Source organism: Clostridioides sp. ZZV15-6383 (assembly GCF_020657735.1).
In the GTDB taxonomy this organism is placed as follows: domain Bacteria; phylum Bacillota; class Clostridia; order Peptostreptococcales; family Peptostreptococcaceae; genus Clostridioides; species Clostridioides difficile_D.
This window is the reverse complement of the sequence record NZ_JAGWCV010000003.1, coordinates 127,682-145,967: the sequence shown is the minus strand read 5'-3', so window position 1 is coordinate 145,967 and position 18,286 is coordinate 127,682. Positions and strand designations below refer to the sequence as shown.

The following is an 18,286-nucleotide window of genomic DNA, read 5'->3' as shown; positions in this document are numbered from 1 at the left end:
ATATAGTTTATAACATCTAGCTTGAACTGTATAGTATATAAAGTATTTTTATTTTTTATTTTTAGACCATCCTCTCCTAATGTATTATATGCATTAACCCATCTTTCAACCTGAGAATGGTTAGCAACTCCATATTGTTTTGCGATTGAAACATATCCTCCTTCTCTATTTAAATAGGATTTAACTACTTTTAATTTGAAATTAAAATCGTATTTAGCCATATAAAAACACCCCAATCATTAGATTTTTGGTCCAACAATTGGGGTGCAGTACAGATAAGCCTCTTTTTCACTGTTGGTAATGATTAAGATATACTTGATTTCATACAAAAAAGAGTGCCCATGAACTAAAAAGTTCACTTTGAGGCACTCCATTTTAGGTTTTTTATTTAAATAAAAACATATGTTTAATTATTATTTGCCGAATTTAGTATATGTTTTTTCATTTCTTCTAATACGATTGTATAAGATTTGCATTGAGCAGCAGCTAATTCTGATAAAGCAAATCTTTGAGCTTTATTTAGAAAGTCCTTATCTGTACTACATAATTGTTTTGAACAATCTTGTATCATAAGCATTTTAATCAATTTTACAATCTCAAAAACATCTCCTGAATGAAATTTATCATGGTATAGTTTAAGTCTTTGTTTTCTATCAAAAATCCATACACCATCTGTTCTATCAATAGATTGGATAAAATTATCAACTTCATTTCCATCCATAACTGGACGCATACCAATTTTGTCAGCATTTAGAACTGGAATCGAAATTTTAAGGTTACTATTGAAAATAACAGTTAATTCATAATATTTTTGCATCTGATGATTTATTTTTTTTGTTACAATATCATTTACATAGCAGGCTCCTTCTTTTGGATACATCACACTTTCACCAATTTTATACATATATTAATTGTACCTCCAAACTTAATTTTAGATATTGCAACTTGAGTACAATGCTTTAATTATCTAATAATTATTATTATACCACAAAATACTTGACAAGTCAAAAATATTAATATATAATATTAAGTTTAGCTTTGAGGATATATAAAATTAAAGATAAAAATATAAGATAAAATGATTTAACATGTTGAAATATCCTGTTATCATTATATAAAACTAGATACGAATTATACTTAGTAATTATTAGTTTTTAGCAAAATCTCGTAATTTAAGACTCCCTGCCGTTACGAAAATAATTCCAATCAGTATTAGAACTATTATATTTATTAAGATACTACCATTGTTTTTAATTGCATCTATAGTCCAATAAAATGGTGTAAGCTTTGAAAGATTAGTCATAAATGATAATTTATCCATTGATGGTATTAGACTAGATATAGATATAGCCAGACCTATTAAAGAATAAAAAGTAGATATAAGACTGATAGAATTTTCACTTTTAAATACTCTGGCTATCCAAAATACAAATCCAGTTGCAACAAAACTATTTGCTAGCACAATCATCAATATATTTATAGTTAATCTAAAGTCTCCTATAAATGTAAAACACACTAAAGTTAAAATGTATGCAATTGATTGAATAAAAAATAACCCTAAAAATATACTAAAAATTATTTTTATATCTTTGTGATTTGTAGAAATAAGTCTTTTTAGTACATTTGATTTTTTTAATGTAAATAAATCAGAAGCAAGATGTGCTGCATTAATATACATAAAATAACATATTAAGAAAACTACTAAAAATGAATTTTTATTCTTATCTGTTTTTTTATCAATTATATTTGTTTTGGTCAATTTATCATCTATATTTTTATCCACTTTTAATTTTAATGAGTTAGCAATAAAAGATTCTATTTGTGATTCTGCCCAAAGACTACCACCACCATTTTCAGTTTTAAAGCACTTAACTACAGGTCGTTTTAAGTTATCTATATTAGTTGAAAAATTTTCATCTAAGACGAATACAGCAGAAACTTTATTATTTTTTAATAGACTCATTGCCTTATCTTTCTCATTTAATTCAAATGAGTTTTCTTTTAATTTAGAGCTATTTATTAACTTATGCTCATACTTTCCTGAAGAGTCAGATACAATTGCTACTGGAGAAAAGTACATTGATTGATTTTCCGAGTTATTGGTAAAAAAGTTAAGAGAAAAAATTAATATAACAGGAAACATAACTATATTAATTAAAAGAGAATGATTTTTTATATATCTCTTTATATTTGCAACAATTAATCTAATCATTATTAAACCTCCCTCCATTTGTATTTTTCTTTTATAATAGTAAGCGTAATCAATATTGTAGAGGCAATTAAACATGTAAAAATTAAGTTTCCTATCGAATCTATAGTTTTAAATGTTTCATAATCACTGAACAATGTTCCTATTAAATAAGTAGGAGATAAACTCGTAAACTTAGTAAACACATCATTTACTACACTGAAAATGCCTCCAAAAATTGCCTGTAGGAAGAGTAATGTATAAACTATAAATGTACCATATTTCTTACTAAAAAAGCTGGTTACAAAAGAAGATATTGAAGTCATAAAATAAGATGATAAAGCGCAAAGTAAGGTCAATATAGCAAAATTACCTTTAAATGTTATTCCAAGAATTCTAAAGAATAAGACATATAATAACAAGAATATAAATGAATAAATCCATAAACCTACAAAGTCATAAATTAAGAATTGTACTCTAGTTATAGGCATAGAATAAAGCCTTTTTGAAAGTCCTTTTGATTCACTTATATAATTTGATAAAATATTGTTCATTATAAAAATTATTACAAGAAATCCTAGTGAAACTAAAGCAAAGTATTCATAAGAATCTTGTTTGACATTATTTTTTATTGTAGAAGTATCAATAGAACTCTTATTAAATAAGCTAGATAACTCTTCTGAACTTAGTTTTTGAGAATTATTCAAATATATCTTTTCATGATAAGTGTCTAATATATCCTGAAGTAATACTGTAATATCATTGTGAATGCCAAGGTTTTCTATATTTATAATGTTTGATTTTTCATCTAATAAATTATTTTCATATCCTTTAGGTATAGTGAGTTTTAAATCTGCCTTAGAGTCTTCTTTTTGGACTGTTAATACAGAAGATAAATCATTTTTTAAAAATGTTGTCAAATTATTTGATAGCTTTGTGTTATCTTTATCATATATAACAATTGATGTAGGGTCTGTTTGTATAGGATTTTGAAACATGCTTTCTGTAACCATTCCAAGAAACCAAGCTAGAATCAAAGGCAAAGCTAAAAAATATATTAAGTTAAGTATAAAGGAGCTTCTTAAACCTTTTAGCATAGTTTTTATACTCATGTATAATTTCATAAAATCACCCCCACTAGTCCCTTAAATTTTTGCCTGTTAGATTTAAAAATACATCTTCTAGACTAGGTTCTTCATAAGAAATTCGCACTATTTTTGAATTGTTTTTGTCAACAACAGAGAGTATATCTGTAAGTTGTAATTTTTTATCTATATCCAATTCTACTAATGAATTATTTTCTAAAATAGATATAACACCTTTAGTATTTTTTAAATCAAAGATAAGTTGAGCATTTATATTTTTTATTTCCATAATTAATTTTGTATTTGTAGATACTAATGATTTTAAATAATCATTATCTCCAAAAGCAATCTCTTTACCTTCATCCATAATAAAAATTTTAGAACAAAGATGTTCAACTTCTTCCATATAGTGAGAAGTATATATTACAGTAGTTTTCTGTTTTTTAGATATATCTTTTATAAAATTGAAAATGTGATTTCTTGATTGTGGGTCGACACCCACAGTTGGTTCATCTAATATTAATATTTTAGGATGATTTAAGAGTGCTATCCCAATGTTTAATCTTCTTTGCATACCACCAGACAATTTTTTGACCTTTTTCTTTTTGACTTCAGTAAGACCTATGACTTCTAATGCTTCATTGATTCTTTCTTGAAGTAACTTTCCTTTTAAACCATAGAAAGCTCCAAAGTATTCTAAGTTATCAAAAGGAGTAAGAGCTTCTATAAGTGCTAATTCTTGTGGAACCAATCCTATTATAGATTTTGCTTTTATATAATCTTTTGACAAATCTAAACCATTGATTTGAATACTACCACTGTTTGGCAACATAAGATTTGTAATTATATTTATAAGTGTAGATTTACCTGCACCATTTGGGCCAATAAGCCCAAATATCTCGCCCTCTTTAACAGAAAAGCTGATATTATCAAGTGCTAGTTTATCATTAAATCTTTTTGTTATATTATTTACTTTGACTATATCCATAATAATACCTCCCAAAATAATTTTGTATAAGTTAAAAATCTATAATACTATAATAAAGAATTATAAACTATAATTCTATTACTATAAGTCACTAAAAAAAGTGACTTAAGTCACTTTATATTTTTAGATTTATTATATTACGATTTTATTTTTGAAGGCAAAGATTGCTAGTTGAGTTCTGTCACGAAGTTCTAGTTTTCCTAAAATATTAGTTATGTTATTTTTTATTGTACCTTCAGATAAGAATAACTCTTGGCTTATTTCTTTATTATTAAGTCCATTTGCAATTAATCTAATTATGGATATTTCTTTTTCTGTTAAATTGTACATGTCATAAATATGCTCTTGTTCAATTGTTTTTTCAGAGGACATAATTTTTTCAGCTACACTTTTATCAAGTACAATATTGCCAAAAAATGAAGAACGAATACCTTCATGTAATACCTCATCAGAACTATCTTTTAAAAGATATCCAGAAGCTCCAAATTTCATAGCATCTTTTATATATTCATCATCATTAAATGTTGTTAAAATTAATAATGCTATAGAACTATTATATTCTTTTATAAGCCTTGTACCTAGAACTCCATCACAAACCTTCATTCGTATATCCATAAGAACTATATCTACATCGTTTGTTTTACAGAATTCTAAAGCTTCATATCCATTAGAAGCATCTCCTACAATTTCTAAGTCATCATAAGATGACAAAATAATTTTAAGACCTTTTCTAATCAATTTTTCATCATCTACTATAAGAACTTTGATTTTATTCAAAAAAATCACCCCCTGAAAATTTAGGAAAAGAAGCTCTAGTTGTGAAACCATTATTAGAATTATCAAATTCAACTTTACCATTTAATTCATATATTCTTTCGCTAATACTGCTAAGCCCATTTCCTTTTTTTATATTGCCACATCCTATACCATTATCACTAATAGTAACTATAAGATTTGAAGGATTGAATGTCATAAAAATTCTGATTTCAGTTGCTTTTCCATGTCTTGATGAGTTGGAAAGCGATTCCTGAATAAGTCTATATAAAGCTATAGATTGATTTCTAGATAGGTTCCAAGTATTTTTAGATATAGTTAATCTAACCTTGATATTTGTAAGCTTAATGAAGCTTTTAACGAGCTCTTTGATTTTAAATAAATTTTGGTAATTTTTTATCTAAACTAATAATAAAAGAAGATATTATAATGAAAGAGAATAATATGTATTTATATTTTTCCTTTATTAAAAATGATGTATCTAAAATTAAAGGAACAAAGTAAAGAGAATTAAAAGCTTTTGTATAATTACACAATATAAAAATTAAAGTAAGTTCTAAAAAATAAGAAATAAGTACAAATTTATTCTCATTTGATAAAGAAAAAAATCTAACTTGATTATTTATTATAATTAAAAATAATATTATCATGGTCATAATTGGATATAATGTATTTTCAACATTGTTCAAATAGCTTACAACTAACATAAATAGAGATAAATATCGTATAAAAATAACTAATTTTTTTCTCTTCATTAAAGACCTTCCTCCATAAAAATAAACTTTATCTATGAAAACTAGAATAATATCATAGCAGAATAAAGTCAATAGAAGTATTTATTAATATTCATGGAGATAAAATCAATTTAAAAAAATTGAATAGTTAAATTGTATACTGACCATAATTTAAAAGTAAAAATTTAGTGTATTGGAGTAAACAATGAATAATAAAGAAAAAGGTGATTTTGGAGAAGAAATAGCAGTTAATTATCTGTTATCAAAGGGTGTAGAGATACTAGAAAAAAACTACAGATTAAAGATAGGAGAAGTCGATATAATAGCAAGTATAGGTAATGAGATTGTATTCGTGGAGGTGAAATCAAGGACGACAATAAAGTATGGCTATCCTTGTGAATCTGTAAGTTTTAAAAAGAGAAAAAAGATAATTGATGTTGCAAAGTACTATATTATAAAAAATAACTTACATAACACTCCCATAAGATTTGATATTATAGAGGTCTATTTATTAGAAAAAAGAATAAATCACATAATGAATGCTTTTTAAAAAATATAAAATTTTTGGAAAGGATTAAATATGTTAAGTATTATTAACTCAAGCAATTTAGTAGGAATAGATAGCTTTTTGGTAAAGGTTGAAGTTGATATAAGTAATGGAATACCTAGCTTTAACATTGTTGGTCTTCCAAGTAAGGAAATCAAAGAGTCAAGAGAGAGAGTAAAATCAGCAATTATTAATAGTGGATATAAATTTCCAAGTACGAGAATAGTTGTAAATTTATCGCCAGCAGATATAAAAAAAGAAGGAGCTTTTTTAGATTTATCTATAAGTATAGGTCTTTTAAGAGAGTCAATAAAAAAGGATGAAAATTACATAAGAGAAAGTATGTTTATAGGAGAGTTGTCATTAGATGGAAAAATAAGAAAAGTAAGAGGAATATTGCCTATAATTATGGGGGCAAAAACTCAAAATATAAAACGTATTTTTATACCAATTGAGAATATAAAAGAAAGTTTATTTGTAGATGAGATTGATATAATTCCTATTAGAAGTTTAAAAGAATGTGTTGATTTTTTAAATGAAGAAATAAGAGTCGATAAAGAAAGGATAATGTCTTTTTTAGATGATGAGCTAGAAAAAAATAGTAAAGAGCTAGAAAAAGATTATAATTATAAAGGTTGTAAATATATTAAGGCTTATAGTATAAAAGAAAATAAATATGATGAAGATTTTAAAGATGTAAGAGGAAATTACTTCGTAAAGAGAAGTGCAGAAATTGCAGCAGCTGGTAATCATAATATACTTATGATTGGACCTCCAGGCTCAGGAAAAACTATGATTGCAAAAAGAGTAAGGACGATTTTACCAGATATAAGTATAGAAGAAATGATAGAAGTAAGTAAAGTTTATAGTGTACTAGGTATGATAAATGAAAATAAAGGAATAATTGATAAGCGACCCTTTAGAGCACCTCATCATACAACTACAAAGCAATCCTTAATTGGTGGAGGAATAGATGCAAGGCCTGGAGAAGTTGCACTAGCACATAGAGGTATCTTGTTTTTGGATGAAATAGCTGAATTCGATAGAAAAATACTTGAGACTTTAAGACAACCTATAGAAGATGGATATGTAAATATATCTAGAGTAAAGTACAATGCAAAATATCCTTGTAGAGTATTGTTAATTGCAGCTATGAATCCATGTCCATGTGGTTATTATATGTCAGAAACAGAGTGTAGATGTAGAAGTAACGAAATTGATAGATATATAAATAAAATATCAGGTCCATTATTAGATAGGTTTGACATTTTTGTAGAAGTTAATTCTATAAAATATTCTGATTTTAATTCTTCAAAACAAGAAGAAAGTTCTCAAAAAATAAAGAGAAGAGTAGAAAATGCTAGAAAAATACAGATAAATAGATTTAAGAAAGATAATATAAAAAATAATAGTGAAATTAAAGCTTACAATTTATTAAACTATTGTAGACTGGAAAAAGAAGCTTCAAAAACGGCTGAGATAATATTTAATAAATATAACCTAAGCAGTAGGAGTTATACAAAACTTTTAAAAATGGCAAGGACAATAGCGGATTTGGAGGAAATAGAATTAATAAATTCGCAGTGTATTATAGAAGCTTTTTCATTTAGAAAGGCTTATTATAATTATTTTAAATAAGTTTTTGAGGTGGATTTTATGGAAAAAAGAGATACTTATTTGTGGTTGAAATCAATTAGTGGAATAACAACAAAAACGATTGAAATAATAGAAAATGAAATAGTAAATATTGAGGATATATTTGATTTTTCTGAAAAAGAAATATATAATTTAAAAAATATAAGCTTGAATATTAGAAAAAGTATAGTAAAATATAGAGGTCACGCTTATTTAGAAAATATAAAAGAACTACTTTATAAAAAATCAATTAAGTATATTTGTCAATATGACAAAGAATATCCTGAAAAATTAAAGAATATATACAATGCTCCAAAGTTATTATTTTATAAAGGTAACATAGATTTAGTTAATAATAATTTTAATATAGCTATAGTGGGTTCAAGAAAACCTACAGCCTATGGAATTAATTGTGCAAAAACAATGAGTTGTCAACTATCCCAGTATGGAGTTAATATAGTAAGTGGATTAGCTATAGGAATAGATGCATACTCACATATAGGTTGCATGAATGGAAAATCTAAAACTATAGCAGTGCTTGGTTCAGGAGTAGACAATCCTCTTCCAAAACAAAATTTACATTTATCAAATAAAATATTAGAAAATGGGGGATTATTATTATCAGAGTATAATATTAACTCGACAGTAGCCCCATACCATTTTTCTAATAGAAATAGGATTATTAGTGGATTAAGTGATGGAGTAGTTGTTGTAGAGGCAGCCATAAAAAGTGGTGCATTAATCACAGTAGATTTTGCTCTTGAGCATGGAAAAAATGTTTTTGCAGTACCAGGTAATATAAATTCTCAAATGAGTAGAGGTTGTCATAAAATTATAAAAGAAGGTGCAAAATTAATTGAAAATATAGAGGATATTTTGAATGAATATAACATATTTAATATTGTTGATAAAAAAATAAATCAAAAATATGATAATATAAGTTTAAATGCCAAGTCTAAGCAAATAATTGAAGCTATAAAAAGAGAAGGAAACTTGCATATAGATAGTATTTGTGATTATACTGGTATAGAAATAAAGTATGTAAATTCAATAATTAATGAATTAGTACTAAATGAGTTAGTAGTAGAAATGAATAATAAAACGTACAGTTTAAATGTATAAATTAAGATTAAGTAGTGGGGGTGTGTGGTTTTATGGCCAAAACATTAGTCATCGTAGAATCGCCTGCAAAAGCTAAAACTATAGAAAAATTTTTAGGAAAAAGTCATTACACAGTTAAAGCATCAGTTGGTCATGTCAGAGATTTACCTAAAAGTAAATTAGGTGTAGATATAGAAAATAATTTTGAACCTCAATATATAAACATACGAGGAAAAGGCGATGTAATAAAGGAATTAAAAAAAGAAGCTAAAAAGTCTAAACAAGTGTATCTAGCAACTGACCCTGATAGAGAGGGTGAAGCTATATCATGGCATTTAGCTCATATACTAAATTTAGATGAATCTGAGGATTGTAGAATAGAGTTTAATGAAATAACTAAAGATGCAATTAAAAAAGCAATTAAGCATCCTAGAAATATTGATATAAATTTGGTTGATGCACAACAGGCAAGAAGGGTATTGGACCGACTTTTAGGTTATCAAATAAGTCCTATATTATGGCAGAAGGTTAGAAAAGGTCTTAGTGCAGGTAGAGTGCAATCTGTTACAACAAAATTAATTTGTGATAGAGAAAAAGAAATAAAAGCATTTATTCCAAAAGAATACTGGACAATAGATGTTGAAGCAAAGACAGCAAAAGACAAAGATATAACTTTGAAATTTTATGGTAAGAATGATGAAAAAATTGAATTAGAAAATGAAGAGGCTGTAAATGAAATACTAAAAGAAATGGAAGGGAAAGATTTAAAAGTTGAGAAGATAGAATCTAAATCAAGACGTAAATCTGCTCCAAAACCATTTACAACAAGTATGCTTCAACAAGAAGGAGCAAATAAGCTATTTTTTACTACTAAAAAAACAATGATGATAGCACAAGAATTGTATGAAGGTATAGACATAGAAGGTGAAGGTACTGTTGGTCTTATATCATATATAAGAACTGACTCTAAAAGAATATCTGATGAAGCAAAAGAAAAAGCTAAAGATTATATAGTAAGTAATCTAGGAGAAAACTACTATAAAAACACTGGTGATAAAAAAGAAAAAAAAGAGGCTAAAAAGGTTCAAGATGCCCATGAGGCAATAAGACCAACTTCTGTTGATAGAACTCCTGATAGTATAAAAGCTTCATTGAGCAAAGACCAGTACAAGTTATACAATTTAATTTGGAGAAGATTTGTAGCTAGTCAAATGGAGGATTCAGTATTTGATATATTAAATGTAGAATGTAAAATAGGAGATATCGTATTTAAAGCAACTGGTTCAAAAATGAAATTTGATGGTTATACAAAAGTATACAACTTTTCAGAAAGAGAAGATAAAATTTTGCCAAGTATAGAAAAAGGGGATATATTAAATATAGAAAATATATTACCAGACCAACATTTTACACAACCACCAGCAAGATATACAGAAGCTAGTTTAGTAAAAACACTAGAGGAGCTAGGTATAGGTAGACCAAGTACGTATGCCCCAACAATAGCTACTATATTAAATAGAGAATATGTTGAAAAGCAAGGAACAAGTTTATGTCCAACCGAACTTGGAATAATAGTTACTGATATTTTAGAAAATAATTTTCATAAATTTATAGATGTAGATTTTACTGCTGATATGGAAAGTAAACTTGATGTTATAGAAGATGGAAATACAGATTGGAAGGAAATTGTATCTAAAGCATATGCACCGCTTAAAGAAGCCATTGAAGAAGCACTAGAAAATATAGAAAAAGTAAATATGGATGAAGAAACTGATGAAATATGTGAGAACTGTGGTTCTAATATGGTTATAAAATATGGTAGATTTGGAAAGTTCATGGCTTGTAAAAACTATCCTGATTGTAAAACAACTAGACCGATAATGAATAAAATTGGTGTTAAATGTCCAAAATGTGAAGAAGGAGATATTATACTTAGAAAATCTAAAAAAGGTAAAGCTTTTTATGGATGTTCTAATTATCCGAATTGTGACTTTGTAGCTTGGAATAAGCCAACAGGAGAGTTTTGTGAGAAGTGTGGTTCATATATGGTTGAAAAAGTGACTAAATCTGAAACAAAAACAGTATGTTCTAATAAAGAATGTAATAAAGAGCCAAAAGAGCATAATGACGGAAAAGAGTGAAAATTGAAAAAAATCACATAATTCTCTTGAAAAAGGTTCCAATCTATGATAATCTTTCAAGTGTAAACAACTAATAGAAAAATAAATTTTCATTAAAAGTGAGAATAATATTAGAAAATATAAAAGGTTATTAAAAGGCCTAAATTTCATGAGGAGATGATTAAATGGCAAGTGAAGTGTTACAAAAAACAAGGAAAATAAATAAAACATTACAAACAAGTGGTGGAAGTAGTGTCTCTTTTGATTTACTGGCCGGAGCATTAGGAGATGTTTTAAATTCTAATGTTTATGTAGTAAGTGCAAAAGGTAAAGTATTAGGTCTTCATTTAAATGATGCTCAAGACAGTTCAGTTATAGAAGATGAGTATACTAAACAAAAGAAATTTTCAGATGAATATACTCAAAATGTGTTAAAAATTAATGAAACATTAGAAAATTTAAATGGTGAGAAGATATTAGAAATCTTTCCTGAAGAACATGGAAGATTACAAAAATATACTACAGTAGTTCCAATTTTAGGAAGTGGTCAAAGATTAGGAACATTAGTACTTTCAAGATATTCAAACTCATTCAATGATGATGATTTAGTAATAGCTGAATATAGTGCAACTGTTGTTGGTCTTGAAATATTAAGAGCAATAGGCGAAGAATTAGAAGAAGAAATGAGAAAGAAAGCTGTAGTTCAAATGGCAATCGGCACTCTGTCCTACTCCGAGCTTGAAGCAGTTGAGCATATTTTTGCTGAATTAGATGGTAAAGAAGGTTTACTTGTAGCAAGTAAGATAGCTGATAGAGTTGGTATAACTAGATCAGTAATAGTAAATGCACTTAGAAAGTTTGAGAGTGCAGGTGTGATAGAATCAAGATCATTAGGTATGAAAGGTACTCATATAAGAATACTTAATGACAAGCTTACAGATGAATTAAAAAAATTAAAAAACAATCAATAGTCTATGTTATGTAGATTGAGATTAGAAAAGGTATCTATTTCAAATAGGTACCTTTTTTAGACGAATTATTGAAATAGTTATAGAGTATATTAAAAAGGAGTGATAAGATGCCTTTAGCAGATAAAATAAGACCAAAAACAATGAATGACGTAATAGGTCAAAGTCATATAATAGGTAATGGAAAAATATTGTCTAAGATATTACAATCTAATTTTTTGCCTAATATGATATTTTTTGGCCCTCCTGGTGTTGGTAAAACTACAGTGGCAGAAATAATAGCAGAAAGAAGTAATAAAAGTTTCTATAAAATAAATGCTACTAATTCATCTTTAGAAGATATAAAAAAGGTAATATCAGAACTTGGAAGTATAAATAACATAAATGGAGTTTTATTATATATAGATGAAATACAAAGCTTTAATAAAAAACAGCAACAATCAATATTAGAATTTATGGAAAATGGGAGTATAACCTTGATTGCTAGCACTACAGAAAATCCATATCATTATGTATATAAAGCTCTTTTAAGTAGGTCCACTGTATTTGAATTTAAACCTTTAGAAAAAATTGACATAGAAAAAGGATTAAAAAGGGCTGTTGAGGTATTAAATGAAGATAGTTATATGGATATTGAGTGCAATAAGGATGCTATTGAAGATATAGCTATTCTTTCTGATGGAGACATGAGAAGAGCTTTAAATACTTTGGAAATGGTGGTTTATTCAACTAAACCAAATAAAGATAATATAACTTATATAGATTCAGATGTAATAAAGGCATCTACATTTAATAAGATTATAAATTATGACAAAAATGGTGATAGTCACTATGACATTTTAAGTGCATTTCAAAAATCTATAAGAGGAAGTGACCCACAGGCATCTATACATTATCTAGCAAGACTTATAAAAGGTGGGGATTTGATAAGTATCTGTAGGAGACTTTTGGTAATAGCTAGTGAAGATATAGGACTCGCTTATCCAAATGCTATTGTGATTGTAAAGGCATGTGTAGATTCAGCTATGCAACTTGGATTTCCAGAAGCAAAAATACCATTAGCAGAAGCTACTATTCTTTTAGCTACATCTCCAAAATCTAATTCTGCATGTATAGCAATAATGAAAGCTATGGATGAATTGGATAAAGAGTTTGTTAAGGATATACCAAATAGCATAAAAGATGCTCATTATTCTGGTTCTAAAGAGATAGGTAGGGGTTGTGGATACAAATATCCTCATAATTTTAAAAATCATTATGTAAAGCAACAGTATTTACCAGATAGCATAAAAGATAGTATTTATTACATACCACAAGAAAATAAAACTGAGAGAAATATAAAAAAATATTTAGAATATATAGATAGTGATTTTTAAACTGAACTTTATGTATCGGGGGTAGATATTATGATTATAAAACTTAACTCAACTTATCATAGTAGAGTTATGAAATACTTAAAAAAAGAACCTGAGTACAATTTATTTATAATAGGGGATATTGAAAGGTATGGATATGGAAGTAATTTTTTAAATATATGGGCAGATATAGATGAACAAGGTGAAATGAAGGCAGTATTACTTAAGTATTTTGAATTCCTTATGTTTTATTCTGATGGAGAGTATGATGTGGAAGGTTTTTATAATCTACTTTGTAATACTAATTATGAAGAAATTTCTGGAAAAATATGTGCTGTAGATGCCTTAGCAAAGAGATTAGGACTTAATAATTTAAAGATAGTTGATTTTTGCAAACTTCAAACTAAAAAGTTTTTGATAGATAATAATTGTAAAGAAAAGGTTAAGAGAATTAGGCTTGGAAATCTAAAAAAAACAGTAAGGCTTTATGATTTGATAGATGAATTTCACAGTACAACTTTAGACAATTTAAAAAATGGATTAAGAACAGGTAGAGGATATTGTGTAGAGATTAATAAGCAAGTAGTGTCAATGGCAAAGAGTACTTCAGAAAATAAGACCCATGCAATGATAGTTGGAGTAGGAACACATCCTAAATATAGAGCTAGAGGACTTGCTACAAAGTGCCTAATTAAACTATGTTCAGAACTATTAAAAGAGAACAAAATACCTTGTTTGTTTTATGATAATGAAGAAGCTGGAAAGATATATAAAAAACTAGGATTTGAAAATATTGGAAAATGGGGAATTTATTCAAAATAAAAAATTAAAATTAATCTTGACAAAATTAGTAGGGTATAATAAAATTATCTTGAAAGTAATTCCTACTAAAACAGTATGAATTAGATTTCTATATAGAGGTGATAATATATGAAGTTGTCTACTAAAGGTAGATATGGATTAAAAGCAATGTTTGAATTGGCATTAAATCAAGATAATGGACCAGTATCATTAAAATTTATTGCTAAGAAGCAGAAAATATCAGATCAGTACTTAGAACAAATATTTTCATCTTTAAAAAAATCGGGTCTAGTAAAAAGTGTAAGAGGTGCTCAAGGAGGTTATTTACTTTCAAAGAATGCTGAAGACATAACAGTAGGAGATATACTTGTAGTATTAGAAGGGCCAGTTGCATTATCTGACTGTGTACTAGATGAAGATGTATGTGAAAACTCAAACATGTGTGTAACAAAAATAGTTTGGGAAAAGATGAAAAAGGGTATAGAAGATGTTATAGATTCGATTACTCTTAAAGATATGATAAATGACTATAATAAAAATAAATTAGAAAATGATATAACAAATATTAAAAAATAGATTTGGAGATGAATGTAATGGAAAAAAGAAGATTGTATATGGATTATTCTGCAACAACACCTATTAAAAAAGAAGTATTGGATGCAATGATGCCATACCTAACAGATTATTTTGGTAATGCATCTAGTTTTCACACATTCGGAAGAGAAGCAAAAGATGCTTTGGATAAAGCAAGAGAACAAGTAGCAGCCCTTATAAATGCTGAACCTAGTGAAATATATTTTACAGCAGGTGGTTCAGAAAGTGATAACTGGACACTAGAGGGTGTAGCTTATGCTAATAAAAATAAAGGTAATCATATAATAACTTCAAAAATAGAGCACCATGCAATACTTCATACATGTGAATACTTAGCAAAACATCATGGATTTGAAATAACTTATTTAGATGTTGACAGCGAAGGAAAAGTAGATTTAAAACAATTAGAAGATTCAATAAAAGATACTACTATACTTATAAGTATAATGTTTGCAAATAATGAAATAGGAACTATACAACCTGTTAAAGAAATATCTGAAATATCTAAAAAACATAAGATATTATTCCACACTGATGCAGTACAAGCTACAGGAAATATTCCAGTAGATGTTAAAGAATTAGGAATAGACTTAATGAGTATGTCTTCACATAAAATATATGGACCAAAAGGTGTAGGAGCTTTATACATAAGAAAAGGTGTAAGACTTCATAACTTTGTCCATGGTGGAGCACAAGAAAAAAGTAAAAGAGCTGGTACAGAAAATATACCTGCAATAGTTGGATATGGAAAAGCAGCAGAATTAGCTAAAGCAAATATGCAAAACCATGTAGAAACTTTAACTCGTCTTAGAAATAAGCTAATAGATGGTGTGTTAGAAAGAATACCTTATACAAGAATAAATGGTAGCTTAGAAAATAGATTGCCAGGAAATGCAAACTTTGCGTTCCAATTTATAGAAGGTGAAGGAATACTTTTATTATTAGATATGTTAGGAATTGCTGGTTCAAGTGGTTCTGCATGTACTTCTGGTTCATTAGACCCTTCACATGTACTTCTTGCAATAGGTTTACCACATGAAATAGCACATGGTTCATTAAGACTTACAGTTGGAGATTTTACAACAGATGATGATATAGATTATATATTGGAAAACTTACCAAAAGTTATAGAAAGACTTAGAAGTATGTCACCACTTTATGATGATGCAAAGAAACAAGGCTTAGTAAAATAGACAGAAAGATAAAGCGTAAAAAATAGACATAAATTGAGTAGGAGGAAAAATAATGCAATATAGTGATAAAGTTATGGAACATTTTATGAATCCAAGAAATATGGGAGAAATTGATAATGCAAGTGGTGTAGGTGAAGTTGGAAATCCTACATGTGGAGATATAATGAAGATATTTTTAGACATAGATGGAGATGTAATAAAGGATGTTAAGTTTAAGACATTTGGCTGTGGTTCAGCTATAGCAAGTTCTTCTATGGCAACTGAAATGATAAAAGGAAGAACTATAAAAGATGCACTAGAACTTACAAATAAAGCTGTTGCAGAAGCTTTAGATGGTTTACCACCAGTAAAGATGCACTGTTCAGTTTTAGCTGAACAAGCTGTAAAGGCAGCTCTTATAGATTACGCTCAAAAGAATAATATCCATATACCAGAACTAGATGGATATGTTATAGATGATGCTCATGACCATGATGTTCAAGAAGAAGAATAAAAATAAGTGGTTGTGTTGTTAGAAAGTTTAAAATGATTAAAAAGAAGTATTAATGAGATATAAAAAATAGCTGTTTGTAAAATAGCTATTTTTTATTGTTTAAATTAATCGTTTTAACTTGTTTTAGGAGTCAATTAGTTAACAAAATATATATTTATAATATTTAGATAATGAAAATAATTATTTTTTTAGAAAATAGAGCAAGCTATATTTTAAATAAATACAATGCTTGTTCTATATGATATAATAATAAGTAATGCAAAAGATGAGGTGAAATTTGTTTATGAATAAAAAAGTAATGATAGGTATGAGTGGAGGAGTTGATAGCTCTGTAGCTGCATATCTTTTAAAACAACAAGGGTATGATGTCATTGGTGTTACTATGAAATTGTGGCAAGATGATGACGATGTTGAAAATGAAGGTGGTTGTTGCTCTTTATCAGCAGTTGAAGATGCTAGAAGGGTAGCAAATAAAATAGGTATACCATTTTATGTTCTAAATTTTAGAGAAGTGTTTAAAGAAAAAGTAATAGATTATTTTATAGATGAATATTTAGAAGGAAAAACTCCTAATCCTTGTATAGCTTGTAATAAACATATAAAATTTGATGATTTTTATAAGAAAGCTAGACAAATAGGTTGTGATTATGTAGCCACAGGTCACTATGCAAAGATAGAAAAGGATGAAAGTACAGGAAGATATTTGCTAAAGAAATCTGTTACAGATAAAAAAGACCAAACTTATGCACTTTATAATCTTACACAAGAACAACTAGAGCATACTTTATTGCCAATCGGTGACTATGAAAAAGATAAGGTAAGAGAAATTGCTAAGGAAATGGGTATGGCAGTACACAATAAGCCTGATAGTCAAGAAATTTGTTTTGTTAAAGATAATGACTATGCAAATTATGTTAAAAAACATTCTAAAAAACGTATTGAAGAAGGTTTTTTTGTGGATACTAAAGGTAATATACTTGGAAAACACAAGGGTATACTATATTATACAATAGGTCAAAGAAAAGGGCTTGGAATTACTTTTGGTAAACCAATGTTTGTAATAGATATAAATCCAATAAATAATACTATAGTTCTTGGAGATAATGAAGAATTATTTAAAAAAGAACTTATTGCAAAAAATGTTAACTTTATATCAATAGATAAATTAGAAGAACCATTAAAAGTCCAAGCAAAAATAAGATATTCAGCAAAGCCATCACCAGCTACTATCCATAAAATAGGAGAAGATACTATTAAAATAGTTTTTGATGAAGCTCAAAGAGCTATTACTAAAGGTCAGTCTGTAGTAATGTATGATGGAGATGTTGTAGTAGGTGGAGGAATAATCGAGAAAAGTTTATAAAAACTTCTAAAAAATTAAAAAAATAAACAATAAAGTATATTAAGATAGAATAAAGTTTATAAAATAAATTTATTGTATATGAAAATATAGTATTGATTAATTTTGTAAAATTTAGTAATATAATTAGTATATTAATTAAAAAGCAAATACAGTGATAAGGAGTAGTAAAATATTTGATGTCTTATAGAGAGAGGGAATATGCTGGAACCCCTTAGAATATAATATTTGAAGCAGCCTTTTAGTAGCAATCTTGAACAATTTATCTTCTGTAAGGAGGATTTAAGTAGAGATTGACGGTAGTTACGTTATAGCTAAGGTTTTCCGAAGATATCATAATTTGTATGATA

General features: G+C 27.4%; 19 protein-coding genes and 1 other annotated feature (1 of these 20 only partly in view). Of the genes, 11 read left to right on the top strand and 8 right to left on the bottom strand.

Annotated elements, in window-relative coordinates; translation table 11 throughout:
• From KGF42_RS02585 to KGF42_RS02550, 8 genes are all read right to left on the bottom strand, one after another.
• A partial coding sequence (locus tag KGF42_RS02585) for a transposase (protein WP_227825651.1) occupies positions 1-221 on the bottom strand: 221 nt, incomplete at its 3' end.
• A 185-nt stretch (positions 222-406) separates the two neighbouring features.
• The gene (locus KGF42_RS02580) at positions 407-904 is read right to left on the bottom strand and encodes a CarD family transcriptional regulator (protein WP_054273265.1); all 498 of its coding nucleotides are present in this window, start codon (positions 902-904) and stop codon (positions 407-409) included.
• A 243-nt stretch (positions 905-1,147) separates the two neighbouring features.
• The gene (locus KGF42_RS02575; RefSeq protein ID WP_227821517.1) at positions 1,148-2,212 is read right to left on the bottom strand and encodes an ABC transporter permease; all 1,065 of its coding nucleotides are present in this window, start codon (positions 2,210-2,212) and stop codon (positions 1,148-1,150) included.
• A 2-nt stretch (positions 2,213-2,214) separates the two neighbouring features.
• Positions 2,215-3,312 (bottom strand): ABC transporter permease, encoded by a 1,098-nt coding sequence (locus KGF42_RS02570; RefSeq protein WP_227821516.1) that lies wholly within the window; start codon positions 3,310-3,312, stop codon positions 2,215-2,217.
• A gap of 13 nt (positions 3,313-3,325) precedes the next feature.
• Positions 3,326-4,261 carry an ABC transporter ATP-binding protein gene (locus KGF42_RS02565; protein WP_227821515.1) on the bottom strand — a complete coding sequence of 312 codons (936 nt, stop codon included), beginning with the start codon at positions 4,259-4,261 and terminating at the stop codon, positions 3,326-3,328.
• 132 nt (positions 4,262-4,393) lie between these two features.
• Complete coding sequence (locus KGF42_RS02560) at positions 4,394-5,038, bottom strand: response regulator transcription factor (RefSeq protein WP_054273269.1); 645 nt, start codon at positions 5,036-5,038, stop codon at positions 4,394-4,396.
• Entirely contained in the window at positions 5,031-5,294 is a 264-nt protein-coding gene (locus KGF42_RS02555; protein WP_413926983.1) for a sensor histidine kinase, read from the bottom strand. The genes KGF42_RS02560 and KGF42_RS02555 overlap by 8 nt, the downstream gene beginning before the upstream one ends.
• A 115-nt stretch (positions 5,295-5,409) precedes the next feature.
• Entirely contained in the window at positions 5,410-5,790 is a 381-nt protein-coding gene (locus tag KGF42_RS02550) for a hypothetical protein (protein ID WP_227825650.1), read from the bottom strand.
• Between the two features lie 184 nt (positions 5,791-5,974).
• Between KGF42_RS02550 and KGF42_RS02545 the strand changes: the two genes are divergently transcribed.
• From KGF42_RS02545 to mnmA, 11 genes are all read left to right on the top strand, one after another.
• Entirely contained in the window at positions 5,975-6,319 is a 345-nt protein-coding gene (locus KGF42_RS02545; RefSeq protein ID WP_054273271.1) for a YraN family protein, read from the top strand.
• A gap of 30 nt (positions 6,320-6,349) precedes the next feature.
• Positions 6,350-7,954 carry a YifB family Mg chelatase-like AAA ATPase gene (locus tag KGF42_RS02540; protein WP_227821513.1) on the top strand — a complete coding sequence of 535 codons (1,605 nt, stop codon included), beginning with the start codon at positions 6,350-6,352 and terminating at the stop codon, positions 7,952-7,954.
• A gap of 18 nt (positions 7,955-7,972) precedes the next feature.
• Positions 7,973-9,073, top strand: a complete 1,101-nt coding sequence (gene dprA, locus KGF42_RS02535; RefSeq protein WP_227821512.1) for a DNA-processing protein DprA — start codon at positions 7,973-7,975, stop codon at positions 9,071-9,073.
• 32 nt (positions 9,074-9,105) lie between these two features.
• Positions 9,106-11,193, top strand: a complete 2,088-nt coding sequence (topA, locus tag KGF42_RS02530) for a type I DNA topoisomerase (protein ID WP_227821511.1) — start codon at positions 9,106-9,108, stop codon at positions 11,191-11,193.
• A 164-nt stretch (positions 11,194-11,357) separates the two neighbouring features.
• Positions 11,358-12,143 carry a GTP-sensing pleiotropic transcriptional regulator CodY gene (codY, locus tag KGF42_RS02525; protein ID WP_227821510.1) on the top strand — a complete coding sequence of 262 codons (786 nt, stop codon included), beginning with the start codon at positions 11,358-11,360 and terminating at the stop codon, positions 12,141-12,143.
• Positions 12,144-12,250: 107 nt separating this feature from the next.
• Positions 12,251-13,516: a replication-associated recombination protein A gene (locus KGF42_RS02520; RefSeq protein ID WP_054273276.1), complete on the top strand. Its 1,266-nt coding sequence runs from the start codon at positions 12,251-12,253 to the stop codon at positions 13,514-13,516.
• Positions 13,517-13,546: 30 nt separating this feature from the next.
• Positions 13,547-14,317 carry a GNAT family N-acetyltransferase gene (locus KGF42_RS02515; RefSeq protein ID WP_227821508.1) on the top strand — a complete coding sequence of 257 codons (771 nt, stop codon included), beginning with the start codon at positions 13,547-13,549 and terminating at the stop codon, positions 14,315-14,317.
• Between the two features lie 108 nt (positions 14,318-14,425).
• Positions 14,426-14,872: an RrF2 family transcriptional regulator gene (locus KGF42_RS02510; RefSeq protein WP_003419409.1), complete on the top strand. Its 447-nt coding sequence runs from the start codon at positions 14,426-14,428 to the stop codon at positions 14,870-14,872.
• Positions 14,873-14,889: 17 nt separating this feature from the next.
• Positions 14,890-16,083 (top strand): cysteine desulfurase NifS, encoded by a 1,194-nt coding sequence (gene nifS / locus KGF42_RS02505; protein WP_227821507.1) that lies wholly within the window; start codon positions 14,890-14,892, stop codon positions 16,081-16,083.
• A gap of 52 nt (positions 16,084-16,135) precedes the next feature.
• On the top strand, positions 16,136-16,576 hold the full coding sequence (gene nifU / locus KGF42_RS02500) for a Fe-S cluster assembly scaffold protein NifU (RefSeq protein WP_054273279.1): 441 nt from the start codon (positions 16,136-16,138) through the stop codon (positions 16,574-16,576).
• Between the two features lie 283 nt (positions 16,577-16,859).
• Positions 16,860-17,939 carry a tRNA 2-thiouridine(34) synthase MnmA gene (mnmA, locus tag KGF42_RS02495; protein WP_227821506.1) on the top strand — a complete coding sequence of 360 codons (1,080 nt, stop codon included), beginning with the start codon at positions 16,860-16,862 and terminating at the stop codon, positions 17,937-17,939.
• 142 nt (positions 17,940-18,081) lie between these two features.
• Positions 18,082-18,286: a binding site (T-box leader), on the top strand (it continues 35 nt past the right edge of the window).